Annotated in this window: 12 protein-coding genes; 8 read left to right on the top strand and 4 right to left on the bottom strand. The window is 37.5% G+C overall.

The genetic code is table 11. The annotated features are described in order from the left end of the window. Nucleotides 1–124: 124 nt before the first annotated feature. Together Q2T41_RS11225 and Q2T41_RS11220 are read right to left on the bottom strand one after the other, a co-directional pair. Nucleotides 125–838 carry a hypothetical protein gene (locus Q2T41_RS11225; protein ID WP_304436164.1) on the bottom strand — a complete coding sequence of 238 codons (714 nt, stop codon included), beginning with the start codon at nt 836–838 and terminating at the stop codon, nt 125–127. Beyond that, the gene (locus Q2T41_RS11220; RefSeq protein ID WP_304436163.1) at nt 777–1,673 is read right to left on the bottom strand and encodes a hypothetical protein; all 897 of its coding nucleotides are present in this window, start codon (nt 1,671–1,673) and stop codon (nt 777–779) included. Before Q2T41_RS11220 ends, Q2T41_RS11225 begins: the two co-directional genes overlap by 62 nt. Nucleotides 1,674–1,909: 236 nt before the next feature. Here Q2T41_RS11220 and mfd point away from each other — a divergent pair, with 236 nt between their 5' ends. The 7 genes from mfd to Q2T41_RS11185 all read left to right on the top strand — a co-directional run bounded on the left by mfd (nt 1,910) and on the right by Q2T41_RS11185 (nt 10,303). Continuing rightward, a complete protein-coding gene (gene mfd, locus Q2T41_RS11215; protein WP_304436162.1) occupies nt 1,910–5,278 on the top strand; it encodes a transcription-repair coupling factor in 3,369 nt (1,122 codons plus the stop codon). After that, the gene (locus tag Q2T41_RS11210; protein ID WP_304436161.1) at nt 5,278–5,610 is read left to right on the top strand and encodes a TerB family tellurite resistance protein; all 333 of its coding nucleotides are present in this window, start codon (nt 5,278–5,280) and stop codon (nt 5,608–5,610) included. The genes mfd and Q2T41_RS11210 overlap by 1 nt, the downstream gene beginning before the upstream one ends. Before the next feature lie 148 nt (nt 5,611–5,758). Then, nucleotides 5,759–6,772, top strand: coding sequence for a 3-dehydro-L-gulonate 2-dehydrogenase (gene yiaK, locus Q2T41_RS11205; protein WP_304436160.1), 1,014 nt, complete (start codon nt 5,759–5,761; stop codon nt 6,770–6,772). A gap of 53 nt (nt 6,773–6,825) precedes the next feature. Beyond that, nucleotides 6,826–8,094: a serine hydrolase domain-containing protein gene (locus tag Q2T41_RS11200; protein WP_304436159.1), complete on the top strand. Its 1,269-nt coding sequence runs from the start codon at nt 6,826–6,828 to the stop codon at nt 8,092–8,094. 94 nt (nt 8,095–8,188) lie between these two features. Continuing rightward, on the top strand, nt 8,189–8,518 hold the full coding sequence (locus Q2T41_RS11195) for a TerB family tellurite resistance protein (protein WP_089258870.1): 330 nt from the start codon (nt 8,189–8,191) through the stop codon (nt 8,516–8,518). Nucleotides 8,519–8,522: 4 nt separating this feature from the next. Next, nucleotides 8,523–8,867: a tellurite resistance TerB family protein gene (locus Q2T41_RS11190; RefSeq protein ID WP_304436158.1), complete on the top strand. Its 345-nt coding sequence runs from the start codon at nt 8,523–8,525 to the stop codon at nt 8,865–8,867. 116 nt (nt 8,868–8,983) lie between these two features. Beyond that, nucleotides 8,984–10,303, top strand: a complete 1,320-nt coding sequence (locus Q2T41_RS11185) for a thioredoxin-like domain-containing protein (RefSeq protein ID WP_304436157.1) — start codon at nt 8,984–8,986, stop codon at nt 10,301–10,303. Here Q2T41_RS11185 and Q2T41_RS11180 read toward each other — a convergent pair. Further along, complete coding sequence (locus Q2T41_RS11180) at nt 10,300–10,959, bottom strand: aspartate kinase (RefSeq protein ID WP_089258864.1); 660 nt, start codon at nt 10,957–10,959, stop codon at nt 10,300–10,302. The genes Q2T41_RS11185 and Q2T41_RS11180 overlap by 4 nt on opposite strands. A 95-nt stretch (nt 10,960–11,054) precedes the next feature. Further along, nucleotides 11,055–11,414 carry a YraN family protein gene (locus tag Q2T41_RS11175; RefSeq protein ID WP_304436156.1) on the bottom strand — a complete coding sequence of 120 codons (360 nt, stop codon included), beginning with the start codon at nt 11,412–11,414 and terminating at the stop codon, nt 11,055–11,057. A gap of 187 nt (nt 11,415–11,601) precedes the next feature. On the opposite strand from Q2T41_RS11175, the gene Q2T41_RS11170 reads away from it, so the two are divergent. Then, nucleotides 11,602–13,095: a DUF1800 domain-containing protein gene (locus Q2T41_RS11170; protein ID WP_304436155.1), complete on the top strand. Its 1,494-nt coding sequence runs from the start codon at nt 11,602–11,604 to the stop codon at nt 13,093–13,095. The last annotated feature ends 9 nt before the right edge of the window (nt 13,096–13,104 follow it).

The following is a 13,104-nucleotide window of genomic DNA, read 5'->3' as shown; positions in this document are numbered from 1 at the left end:
ACGTCGGGGCAATCCCCTCTATGTAAAGTTTGCAACTTCGCACTTCACTATTTCATAATCCACTTTAAAACTTGGCTCTTCGAAGTCGCTAATTTCGAAGAGCGGATGATGGTTGCCGTATTGTTCATAGTTTAAAAGAACCTAAAGGTTTCCACCAAATACCATCTGTTTTCTTAAAAATATAATAGTTATTGATGGACTCCCTTGAATTGTTATAAATAGAATATGCTATAATTGCAACTGACCTATCCTCGTTGTAATATAGATTTTCAATTCTAACACTTGGATATTCCAAAGTTTCGGCTCTACCAAAACCATTCTTATAATCAATATCTTGATAATAATTTTCAGAATGTTTTTGTAATGGCTTTTTGAATAGTATTGAATCAATTTCCATGGTCTGTACTTCGCCGCTATTATCGTAGTTATTAAGTAAATATTTCAAATTACCTTCATCTATTAATCCATCGAAATAAGCAAAATTATTCGATAAAGGACAGTAAAATTTTCTTTTATCTATATCCTTGGAAAAATTACATATACTATCTGCATTTCGTTGAAATTTCACATGATATTTAAACCTGCCAATAAAATCAACAATCCTATTTTTATTGAAGAAATGCTTATCCACGTATGTGTAAGCTTCAACTTGTTCTAAAAAGGCACGAAGAATATCATAATCTACCGTATCCAATTTAAAATCATAAACATTTTGTGCCTTACAGGAGCAATGCATTAAGCATATTGTAAAAAGTAATACTATTCGTTTTAAAGCCTTAACATTTTGTACCCTTTGGGGAAGTTCCGTTTGAAATATTATTGTTGTCTTCAGCTGCATTTATATTCATTATTCTTAATCGGCTTACGGAGCCTATAGGATGAAAGTATTTAAAAGTATCGGTATCAAATAAAGCTCCCCATGCTAAATCTTCATAATATCGGTTGGATTCTTTGGCTCCATCCCATTCCTTTAAAGCATCTTGCAATGGCGTAATGAACTTTCTTGAAATTTCTTCAGGATGAAGTCTATTGGGATTGTTATTATATGTTTTATTAACAAGGGCATTCCAAAGAATTGGAAAATTGGTGACTTCTGAGCAACCAGTAATTAGAGCATCGTCTACAAGACTAATTAGATAGGCATGTAACATTTCATGAAGTATTGTTCTAGCTATTGCAATTTGTGTGGCCTGATTAATGTAGTTTGGTTTAATATGGGTCAAATAATTGTAATCTAAAGCGTTGTCATTTGAATCCCTTTTCCAATCTGTTTCAGCATCGTTATTGGAATTAATCAAAGGATTTGCTGTTTTTATCACCCAATCATAAACTGAATTAGGGGTGCCGAACCTAGAAATAATCATGGCCATATCATTTTGTTGTAAGTTTTTCAGCTCAGTTAAAATCTGAGCTGAGCAAGGATCAAGTTGTGTTGATATTATACTGTTTTCTATTAGAAAGGCCTTTTTAGTCACCGATATTACAGCCACTTCGCCATCATCTCCGTCTGGGCAATCACTAGAAGCCGTGGTTAGGGAACGTGCCGTTTTTTGCATTGGGCTATCATCACATCCAGAATATTCGGTTACTAAAACGGAATTCCCATCTATATACACGATTTTGGTAGTAATCTTAATACTACACTGTTGCCCGCCGGCGTATTTAGTTTCCATTCAATTTAAAAAAAACTTGACCTTAAATGCACCTAAAAAACCCTTATCAAAATAGAGGATTTTATGTTTTTACGATGAAATGTTTGATTTTATCGACGAACTACCTGTGTTTGGATTAGATGGAATATAGTTTTGAAAATAAAAAATATTCCATAAACCTTTTACATCCTGAAATTACGTCTTCAACCACATTTCTTTAATGACCGTATCCGTATATTTGCAAAAATCTTTTTCTGTTGAGTCATTCTTCAATCCTACAACGGTATGAACAGTCTCCCCAAACCGGGAAATTGCTGAATACTATTGCCCAATCTCAAAATTCGGTAACTGAAACGATACAATTAAAAGGACTAACCGGATCTTCATTATCTTTTGTATTGGCCAATGTCTTTAAAAACGCTGACCGCCCATTTTTGGCTATTTTCAATGATAAGGAAGAGGCCGCCTATTATTTGAACGACCTGGAACGTTTAGTAGGCGAGAACGATGTATTGTTCTATCCCGGCAGTTATAGAAGACCATACCAAATTGAGGAAACGGATAACGCCAATGTTCTATTACGAGCAGAGGTTTTAAACAGGATAAATTCCAGAAAAAAACCGGCGGTTATTGTCACGTATCCAGACGCCCTTTTTGAAAAAGTAGTGACCCGTAAGGAATTGGACAAAAACACCCTAAAAATGAAATTGGGAGATACCCTTTCTCTTGATTTTTTAAACGAAGTGCTTTTTGAATACAAATTTAAACGGGTGGATTTTGTTACCGAGCCCGGTGAGTTTTCTGTTAGGGGCGGCATTGTGGATGTATATTCGTTCTCACATGACGAACCCTATAGGATAGAGTTTTTTGGCGATGAGATCGATAGTATTAGAACATTTGACGTAGAAACACAGCTATCCAAGGAAAAGGTAAAATCAATTACCGTGGTTCCAAATATGGCCAATAAGTTTTTGACCGAGAAAAGGCAAAGCTTTTTATCCTATGTGGCTTCCAAAACATTGGTATTTTCCAAAAACACCGATTTTCTTTACGGTCGTTTAGATGATTTTTTTGAAAAAGCAAAAGAGGCATTTACCAAACTATCCACAGACATAAAACATGCCCAACCAGAAGAATTGTTTATGGGTGGTGCTGAGTTTAAAAAGCATTTAGCAGAGTTTACCTGTATTACCATGGATGCCAAAAAAGATGATGCCGGTATTATAGCCTACCACACAAAACCCCAACCATCGTTCAACAAAAAGTTTGATCTGCTTATTGAAAACCTGAACAATTATCGTGAACAGGGGTATACCAATTACATTTTCTGTGCAAGCGAACAACAGGCAAAACGCTTTCATGATATTTTTGAGGAAGTCAATGAGCAAGTTCACTATCAAATCATAGTATTTCCCTTATTTCAGGGCTTTGTAGACGATGACCAGAAACTGGTCTGTTATACGGATCATCAAATATTTGAGCGCTACCATAAATTCCATGTAAAAAATGGGTACGCCAAGAAACAGGCCATTACCCTAAAGGAACTTAACAAACTTGAAATTGGGGATTATGTTACCCATATTGATCATGGTATCGGTAAATTTGGCGGACTTCAAAAAATAGATGTAGAAGGCAAAAAGCAAGAGGCCATCAAACTTATGTACGGGGAAAGAGACATTCTGTACGTTAGTATACATTCATTACATAAAATTTCAAAATTCAACGGTAAAGATGGTGCTCCGCCAAAAATATACAAATTAGGCTCCGGCGCTTGGAAAAAGATAAAGGACAAGACCAAGACCCGGGTTAAAAAGATTGCCTTTGACCTTATTAAAGTCTATGCAAAACGTAGGTTAGAAAAAGGGTTCCAGTACAATCCGGATAGCTATTTACAAAATGAACTGGAAGCCTCTTTTATTTATGAGGATACCCCGGACCAAAGTACCGCCACGGAAGATGTAAAAAGGGATATGGAAAGTGAACGGCCTATGGACCGTTTAATATGTGGGGACGTAGGCTTTGGAAAAACGGAAGTTGCCATAAGGGCCGCTTTTAAAGCTGTGGATAACGGCAAACAAGTTGCTGTTTTGGTACCGACCACTATATTGGCATTTCAACACCATAAGACATTTTCAGAACGGTTGAAGGATATGCCCGTTACGGTAGATTATTTAAACCGGTTTAGAACGGCCAAGGAGAAAAAAGAAACGTTACAAAAATTGTCAGAAGGTAAAGTGGATATTATCATAGGCACCCACCAACTGGTAAATAAAAACGTAAAATTTAAAGATCTAGGTCTATTAATTGTCGATGAAGAACAAAAATTTGGTGTAGCTGTCAAGGACAAATTAAAATCGATAAAAGAAAATGTTGATGTTTTGACTTTGACCGCAACTCCCATTCCCCGTACGCTACAATTCAGTCTTATGGCGGCCCGTGACCTTTCCACGATAACTACGGCACCACCAAATAGATATCCAATAGAAAGTCAGGTCATTCGTTTTAATGAGGAAATTATACGCGATGCCGTGAGTTATGAGATAGAACGTGGCGGCCAGGTTTTCTTTATACATAACAGAATTGAAAATATTAAGGAAGTTGCGGGAATGATCCAGCGTTTGGTGCCCGATGCAAAGGTAGGTATAGGCCATGGTCAAATGGACGGTAAAAAACTAGAGGCATTAATGCTGGGCTTTATGAACAGTGAATTTGATGTTCTTGTTTCCACCACTATTGTTGAAAGTGGCTTGGACGTTACCAATGCCAATACCATTTTCATCAACAACGCCAATAATTTTGGCCTAAGTGATCTCCACCAGATGCGTGGTCGTGTAGGGCGTGGCAATAAGAAGGCATTCTGCTATTTTATTACCCCTCCATATGAGGTCATGACTACCGATGCCAGAAAACGAATAGAGGCTTTAGAGCAATTTACGGAATTGGGCAGCGGTTTTAATATAGCCATGAAAGATTTGGAAATAAGGGGTGCAGGAGACCTTTTGGGCGGCGAACAAAGCGGTTTTATAAATGAGATCGGCTTTGAGACCTATCAAAAAATATTGGCGGAAGCTATAGATGAACTTAAGGAAAACGAGTTTAAAGACCTATATGATGAAGTTGAGGGCCCCCATGAAAAGGTATTTGTAAAGGAAACTCAGTTAGATACTGATTTTGAACTGCTTTTCCCTGATGATTACATCAATAATATTACAGAAAGGCTTACCTTATACACAGACTTAAACCAAGTAAAGGACGAAGGGGCGCTTCAAAAATTTGAATCGCAATTGGTTGACCGCTTTGGCGAATTACCGGACGAAGCGGCAGATCTATTAAATTCCGTACGTATAAAATGGATTGCCAATAGTATTGGTTTGGAAAAAATAGTAATGAAGAAAGGTAAAATGATCGGGTATTTTATAAGCGACCAGCAATCAGCATTCTACCAGACATGCACATTTACAAAAGTATTGCAATACGTACAATCTCACGCACAGCAATGTAAGATCAAGGAAAAACAGACCCGTAATGGCTTACGCTTATTATTGGTATTTGAAAACATAAGGTCCGTAGACCGTGCCTATTTGGCATTAAAGCCTTTTGAAATAAAAGAAAAACAACTAGTTTAATGAATTTTGATTTATCTGAAAAGTTGGCCATGGTCAACGTAATTGATGCCGTAATTGTTGCAGATGGCGAAATACATCAAGGCGAGATCAGTGCATTGAGCAATTTAATGTCCATTATAGATTTTGACAGTAATTTTCTAATGCAGGCCCGTACCATAGATACAGCCCAGAGTGTACATATCTTAAAAGAAATGACCCAGGACAAAAAAGATAGCCTTGCACAAATTCTAGAGGAGGTAGCCTTGGCCGATGGCTATATCCATGAAAAAGAAAATGACGTAATCAACCATATATTTAATGCCATAGGAATGATTAAGGCAAAAAAAGGCTAACATTGGGCAATAGCGTATAGACTACTGACTAAATGTTAACCATACGGTTAAGCCAAATATATATACTACCAGGTTTTATCGTCCATAGTTTTAAAAGACCTTTCAACTTACGTATCTTGTTGTTGTAACCAAGATAAAATTTACTGGCTTGAACGAGGTCTTAATTTCCAAGGAAGAAATGCAAACGATGTTAAAATCAGTATTTCTTAAATATTCATTTACGGAACAGCAAGCAGATACATTATCCAGAATACATACGGAAAGTACGTTAGACGGCATATCATCTCACGGTATCAATAGAATACCCGTTTTTATTGATTATGTGCGCAGGGGATTAATAAATATTGAAGCGATTCCAGAAAAAATTGCTGAGATGGGTAGTATGGAGCGTTGGGACGGTAATTTGGGATCTGGTGTCCTAAATGCCATTACTGCCACGGAACGTACAATTTCGCTTGCCAAAAACCACGGCATGGGATTGGTAGCCTTAAGAAATACCAATCATTGGATGCGTGGTGGCACCTACGGTTGGCAAGCGGCAAACCAGGACTGTATAGCCATAATGTTCACCAATACCACCCCAAACATGCCTGCTTGGGGTGGTAAGCATAATCGCATAGGCAATAATCCATTGGTTATTGCCATACCTAGAAAAGAAGGCCATATTGTTTTGGATATGGCTATGTCCCAATATTCATTTGGCAAAATGGAAAATTTACTTTTAAAAAATGAAACCTTACCTTTTAATGGAGGGTGGGATTCCCATGATCAATTAAGCAAAAACCCAAAGGATATTATTGACTCTGGCCGATCAATTCCCGTTGGATATTGGAAAGGTTCTGCCCTATCCATGATTTTAGATATGTTGGCTACGCTTTTGTCCGCAGGAAATTCCACTTTTAAAATTGGCCAAAAAGGCAGCGAGACAGCAATTTCACAAGTATTTTTATGTATTGACCCCAGTGTATTCTCAGATAAGGAGCTTCAGGAAGAACTTATTAATGAGATCATAGCCTACACTAAAGATGTGGACCCCATGAAAAAAGGGGGCGCAACATTTTATCCCGGTGAACGTACCCTGGCGGTAAGAACAAAGAACAGGAAAGAGGGCATGAAGGTGAGCAGTAAAATATGGAATGAGATTTTAGCATTGGCGCGTTAGATAATTGACTGGATTATATTTAGTACATTTAAGAGACATCATTTCCACATATTATGAAAGGTATATACTATCTACTATTAGTGCCGTTTTTTGTTATAAACTGCAAGGAAGCTCCCAAAAAAACAAGCCCTACAGAATCTGCCATCATTACTCCTTTGGCTAAGGCAAGAATAGATTCGGTTCTCAACCATTTTGTGGATACCAAAAATATAGCCGGCGTTTCCGCACTTATCTTCGAAAATGGGGAAGAAGTGTATTTCAATGCCTTTGGTTTTGCAGATATAGCGGCAAAAAAACCTATGGACCGCAATACAATTGTCCAAATCTACTCCATGACCAAGCCTATTACCGGTACGGCATTAATGGCCTTATATGAAGACGGGCTCTTTGAATTGGATGAGCCAATATCAAAATACATTCCGGAATTTACTAACATGACAGTTTATAACGGGGTAGATGAACATGGCAATATAAAGACGATAGATTTGCATAGGGAAATTTCTATAAGGGACATTACCAGACATACCGCAGGTTTTCCCAACAGAAACGATATACCGGGCTTAAGTTCCCTAATGAAAAAAGCGGATGCCATGAACCGTAAAAATACCCTTACGGAAATGGCCCAGAAAATGGGAGAAATTCCATTATGGTTTCAACCCGGCACCCAATGGGAATATGGACCAAGCGTTGACGTACAAGCACTATTGGTAGAAAGAATATCTGGTAAACCCTATGGTGAGTATGTCCGCAACCATATTCTAGATCCGTTAAAAATGTCAGAGACACGCTATTTTATTCCTGAGGAGGATAGGGAACGTTTTGCCAAACTTTATATTAGGAAAGATGAGGGTGTATTGGTTCAAGATACTATTACCTATGACAATTATACTGAACATTGGCCACTGACCAGGGGTGGCTCCGGGCTCACCTCTACCCTGGACGATTATATGCGTTTTGCCCAAATGCTGGTCAATGAAGGCCAATTGAATGATGTCCGGATATTAAAACCGGAAACAGTACAACTAATGGCAACCAATCAATTGGCGGACAGTATTACAGAACGCTCTTGGCTACCATCAAAAGGTCAGGTAGGATTTGGAATTGATTTTGCCGTTCGTGTAGCACCGCCCAAAACGCCCGAGGAAAATAATGGAACCGTAGGTGAATTTTACTGGGATGGTGCGGCATCGACTTTATTTTGGGTAGACCCCGTCAATGAACTTACCGCTGTACTTTTTGTGCAACTGTTCCCATATGACCAAATTGGTTTGCACAAAAAATTCAGGGATGCCGTTTATGGACCGTATCCGTTTAATGAATAAAAGACCAATGTTATTATAAACTGAATGAATTGGTAAGCCTTGAACCCTATAAATTCTTGCTTTTTACTTATCTTTCTGCTTTTAAAACATACGCATGAAATTTGAAGAGTTTGTAAAAGCGGCCTTTGTAAAGATGATTTACGAGGTTATAAATGCAGATGGTAAAGTTCACCCCGCAGAACTGGAAATACTTAATAGGTTAAAAAAAGTAATTGGTTTTGATGATGCTTTCATTGAACGAACTAAGCAATTGGATTACGACAATGCCATTGTTACCCTATACAACATTCCCTATGAGCAAAAAAAGGCACTAGCGGAAATTTTGGATGAAGTTGCCATTTCCGATGGATCTGTCCACAAAAAGGAAATGGACCTGATCATAGAAACATTTATCAATATTGGTATAGGCGAAGAAACGGATTAATGGTATGACTTTTACTAGAGAAGAGAAATTGGCCCTGGTCAAAATGGTAGATTATGTTATTTTGGCGGACAGTAAGGTAGATCCGGCCGAAATGAGATTATTGACCGAACTCATGCAGCGATTTGATTTTAACGCTTTTTTTATTGGTCAAGCAAGGGATTTAAACAAAGAAGAAGCTTATAGAGTACTGGGCAATATGCCTTTGGATAAAAAACAGGTTTTGGCCCAACTACTGGATCAAGTAGCAATTGCAGACGGCTATGTACATGAAAAGGAAATCATTAAAATTATGGAAGCGCTAGACCATATGGGCATAGAGCGCTCAACGATAAAAGACAACTTTTCATAAATTTCATCTCTAAAAATTCCTATTGATCTGCAATTATTAATTTTGCATTATACGCCTTTATCTCACAAAAAGGTATTAACACTACATTTTGGCCCGTTAATTGCTTTTGACCAGTTATGAAACCATTATTATTTCTATATATTTTGCTAGGTGTTTGGTTTACAAACGCCCAAGGAACCATTTCAGGTAATTTTTCGCCTGCCAAGGATTTTAAATGGCTTATAGCTTATGAACTTACCCCAGGAGGGGAACGCTATGTGACAGATACTTCAATTAAGGAAGGTACCTTTACCTTGACCATGCCCATAACTGCGCAACCGGGCATGTACAGATTAGTCTATGCAGTACCGCAAGATGAATTTTATATTGACATTATATATGATAAAAAGGAACAAATAACTTTTAACTTTAGTTTGGATCAGGGACTAAACATTACCAGTTCCAAGGAAAATAAGGCCTACAATAATTATTTTAACGCCATTACCGAAGCTCAGGACCAATTAATGGAGTATTATGAGAACGGAAATACCTCAAAAGAGAAGTTTAAGACGCTCACTGTAAACCTGAACAACGTTCAAAAAACGTACGAAGAAAAATTCAATGGCACCATTGCGCATATTTTCATCAAAGCAAATAGACCATATATACCAGGCCAATATGAAAGTTTGGAACTTTTTCTAAAACATAAAAAAACTCATCATTTTGATCATTTAAAAGTCAATGACGAAATTCTGCAAGGTTCCAATTTCTTAACGGACAAATTTTCAAGCTATGTTTTTTCCGCTTTGCCTTTGACAATTAACAGTGCGGAAAATTTAGACCAAGAGGTGATAAAAAATATAGAAACAACCGCCAATTTTATAAATGCCACCCCAATATCCTTTCAAGTGAAAGCTATGCACCAGTTATGGAAAATAGCTGATGTCAACGCGATGTCCAACGTAGCGGATTATATTTTTGAACATCATTTAAAAAAATTGGCCATTGCAAATGGCAATCAATCCATGGTAAATGAAATTACCATGGCTTCTAGACTAAGGATTGGTGCTATATCACCAGATATATCTTGGCAAAAAAATGGTAAAACGCATTCCTTATCTACCATGGATAAGGCAGAAAACTACCTTCTTGTATTTTGGAGCAGTACCTGTTCACATTGTCTAAAGGAATTACCTGCACTGCACAAGGAACTAAAAAAATTCAATGGCTTAAAAATCATAGCGGTCGGCTTGGAAGATAATGAAACCAACTGGAAAAAAGTGTCCGCCACCTTACCGGATTTCAACCATACGATTGCATTAGGTAAGTGGGAGAGTGAATATGCTCAAACGTTTGGTATTCAGAGCACTCCAACCTACATTGTTCTGGACAATGAAAAACGAATTATTGCCAAACCCGAATCCGATAAGGAACTGATAGATTTTCTGGAAAATTAGAGCGACTTTAAATCCTTTATGGTTTTAAAGGCCATATCCACCTGTTCATCATTGACCAAGATCGTAAACTCGTTGGTAGTAGAGATAACTTCATAAAGTACAATGCCCTCCCATGCCAAACGTTGAAAAATAAAATAATAAATACCGGGAACAGATACATTTTCTGCAGGTAGCTTTACGGTTATGGAAGAAAGGTCTTCTGCTTTTTGCGTGCATTTCTCATCTTTGAACAATAATTCAACGGTTTTGTCCATTACATTACTGATCACGATATTAATTTCATTGACACCACGGCTAGAAGTATAGAATACATCTTGATTATTGTTGATTTCTTCCAACAATTTGGCTTGGTGTACCAATATTTTATCCGATGCCAAAAAAGTATAATCGGTCAAGGAAGAACGAACGGTAATTTCACCAATATTCTTCAAAACCTTTAAGATTTTATGTGTTGCCCTAAATTCAAGATCATCGGACAATCTTTTTAAGGCCATTACAATAGCACCGTTACGTATATCCTTGCCTAGCTCATGCTCAATTTCCGGTTTCACAATACGTGATAATGAGGTAAGGTTGATGATTCCTTGAGCCAATGCACTCTGTAAAAATGGTTTCTTTTTAATATACTCTTCTACGACTGATGATATTGTCTTCATTTTGTTGTTTGGTTGCTGTTATAGTGCAAATATAACAACTTGTTATAAATAAAACAAAATGTTTTTATATAAAATCTACTTAACCAGTCTATTACCTAAAAATGGTAAAATGCGGACTCTAGGTGTTCAAGCTCAAAACGCATCTTATTTTTTAAAATGGTAATGATATCAAAGCGTACATTAACATCTAAATTGTTCTCCGTTACATAATGATTGGCCGCCATAACCAAAAGTTTTATTTTCTTAGGGGTAACGGTTTCGGCTATTGGTTCAATATAATCAGACCGTCGGGACCTGACCTCAACGATGGCGAGATCATCATTTTTTTTTGCAATAATATCAATTTCGGCTTGGAGGTATCTGTAATTTCTATATAGGATGTCATACCCTATCTTGGTAAGATGTTCTACCGCTATTTCCTCACCTTCCTTTCCAAATTCATTATGTTTCCCCATAATATAGTTGCATAAATGTGTAATTCATCGAAAATAACGGTGTTTCAACGCTAAATTGGCTTAAAATATCGTTATTTGATAGACGAAGTATCGAAAATAGATAGTTTATAATACTATAGCAAATTTCGAAACGTTTAGCATAGAAGCCCCAACTCTACGAACGTAATACAAACGCCTATTTAAGATTATGGAATATTTCATTAATTGTAATACTTCTACTCTTGCTCCATACAATGCACCGTTAGATCAAATAAGAGCATCGCACTTATATAGAAGATTGGGTTTCAGTGCCTCGGTATCTACTATAAATCAAACCATTGGTCAAAGTGCCGGTAATGTTATCGACAATTTAGTAGACCAGGCTTTGAATATGCCTCCCACACCTGCCCCAACTTGGGCAAATTGGACCAACGCAAATTACCCAGAGGACGATGAGGCCCGTAACCAATTACGAAATCAACAGCAGAGGGAGTTTAGGCTAACTTATGCCAATGCCTTATTGAACAACAATCTTAGGGATAGACTTAGTTTCTTTTGGAGCAATCATTTTGTAACGGAACTTGAAGTATACAATTGCAACGCATACCTCTATGAGTACATAAATTGCCTACAACGCAACAGTTTAGGCAACTTTAAGACCTTTGTCCATGAAATAGGGCTTACCAATGCCATGTTATATTATTTGGACGGGGTATATAACAATGGGAACAACCCCAATGAAAATTATGCCAGAGAGCTGTATGAACTTTTTACACTTGGCGAAGGAATTGCCTATACCGAAGAAGACATAATAGAAACGGCAAGGGCCCTTAGCGGCTATGTAGAACGAGGGGAAATAGGATGTTCCCCGGTCACTTTTGACCCCACTAGACATGATGCAGGATCAAAAACCATATTTGGCCAAACCGGAAATTTTGGATATGATGAAGTCATAGACAATCTTTTTGCTCAACGATCAGGCCAAATAGCGGAATTTATTTGCCGTAAGCTATACGAATTTTTTGTGCACCCAGATTCAAGGGACGAAGCCAATAATGCCCAGACCATTATAAATGGAATGGCGGCCACATTTGAAGCCAGTAATTTTGAAATTGCCCCGGTCCTAAGGCAATTGTTCAAAAGTCAGCATTTTTTTGATGATGAAGCTATAGGGGTCATCATTAAAAGCCCAATCGACTTTTATTTCAATACATTAAAGGAAACCGATTTTTCGTATACGGATACCAATGTTGCGGAAATGGTGAATTATAGTGCGTTGTTAAGCCAAGAAATCTTTGAACCGTTTGATGTTGCCGGATGGCAACGGGACAGGTCATGGATCAATACCAATTTCATGATCGGGCGTTGGCTTACCATTGAAAGTATCATTGAAGGTTTTTATATGGCAGACAATGAACAATTTAGAAGGTTAGGACTTGAAATTTCTGGTGATGCCGGTTTAACAAGCACAAATCCTGATGCTGTAGCTAGACCAATTATTAATTTCATTTTACCAAAAGGATTATTGAACGAGCCTGAATACGAAAAAGCATTTGCAATTTTTAGAAGTGATATAGAAGAAGTGTATTATGAAGGGGGAAACCAAGAATCCTGGACCCTGGCCACGTGGCCACAAGCCCCTTTTCAAGTATATCTATTACTACAGTATTTAGCAAGACAACCCGAGTTTCAATTAAAATAACACCTACAA

It is taken from the genome of Maribacter confluentis, assembly GCF_030505015.1.
Lineage (GTDB): Bacteria > Bacteroidota > Bacteroidia > Flavobacteriales > Flavobacteriaceae > Maribacter > Maribacter sedimenticola.
This window is presented reverse-complemented; position numbering and strand designations above follow the sequence as displayed.

Coding starts and splice junctions, on each gene's coding strand:
- Q2T41_RS11225 (WP_304436164.1), bottom strand. CDS start 838: ATGCAGCTGAAGACAACAATAATATTTCAAACGGAACTTCCCCAAAGG.
- Q2T41_RS11220 (WP_304436163.1), bottom strand. CDS start 1,673: ATGGAAACTAAATACGCCGGCGGGCAACAGTGTAGTATTAAGATTACT.
- Q2T41_RS11210 (WP_304436161.1), top strand. CDS start 5,278: ATGAATTTTGATTTATCTGAAAAGTTGGCCATGGTCAACGTAATTGAT.
- Q2T41_RS11200 (WP_304436159.1), top strand. CDS start 6,826: ATGAAAGGTATATACTATCTACTATTAGTGCCGTTTTTTGTTATAAAC.
- Q2T41_RS11195 (WP_089258870.1), top strand. CDS start 8,189: ATGAAATTTGAAGAGTTTGTAAAAGCGGCCTTTGTAAAGATGATTTAC.
- Q2T41_RS11190 (WP_304436158.1), top strand. CDS start 8,523: ATGACTTTTACTAGAGAAGAGAAATTGGCCCTGGTCAAAATGGTAGAT.
- Q2T41_RS11185 (WP_304436157.1), top strand. CDS start 8,984: ATGAAACCATTATTATTTCTATATATTTTGCTAGGTGTTTGGTTTACA.
- Q2T41_RS11180 (WP_089258864.1), bottom strand. CDS start 10,959: ATGAAGACAATATCATCAGTCGTAGAAGAGTATATTAAAAAGAAACCA.
- Q2T41_RS11175 (WP_304436156.1), bottom strand. CDS start 11,414: ATGGGGAAACATAATGAATTTGGAAAGGAAGGTGAGGAAATAGCGGTA.
- Q2T41_RS11170 (WP_304436155.1), top strand. CDS start 11,602: ATGGAATATTTCATTAATTGTAATACTTCTACTCTTGCTCCATACAAT.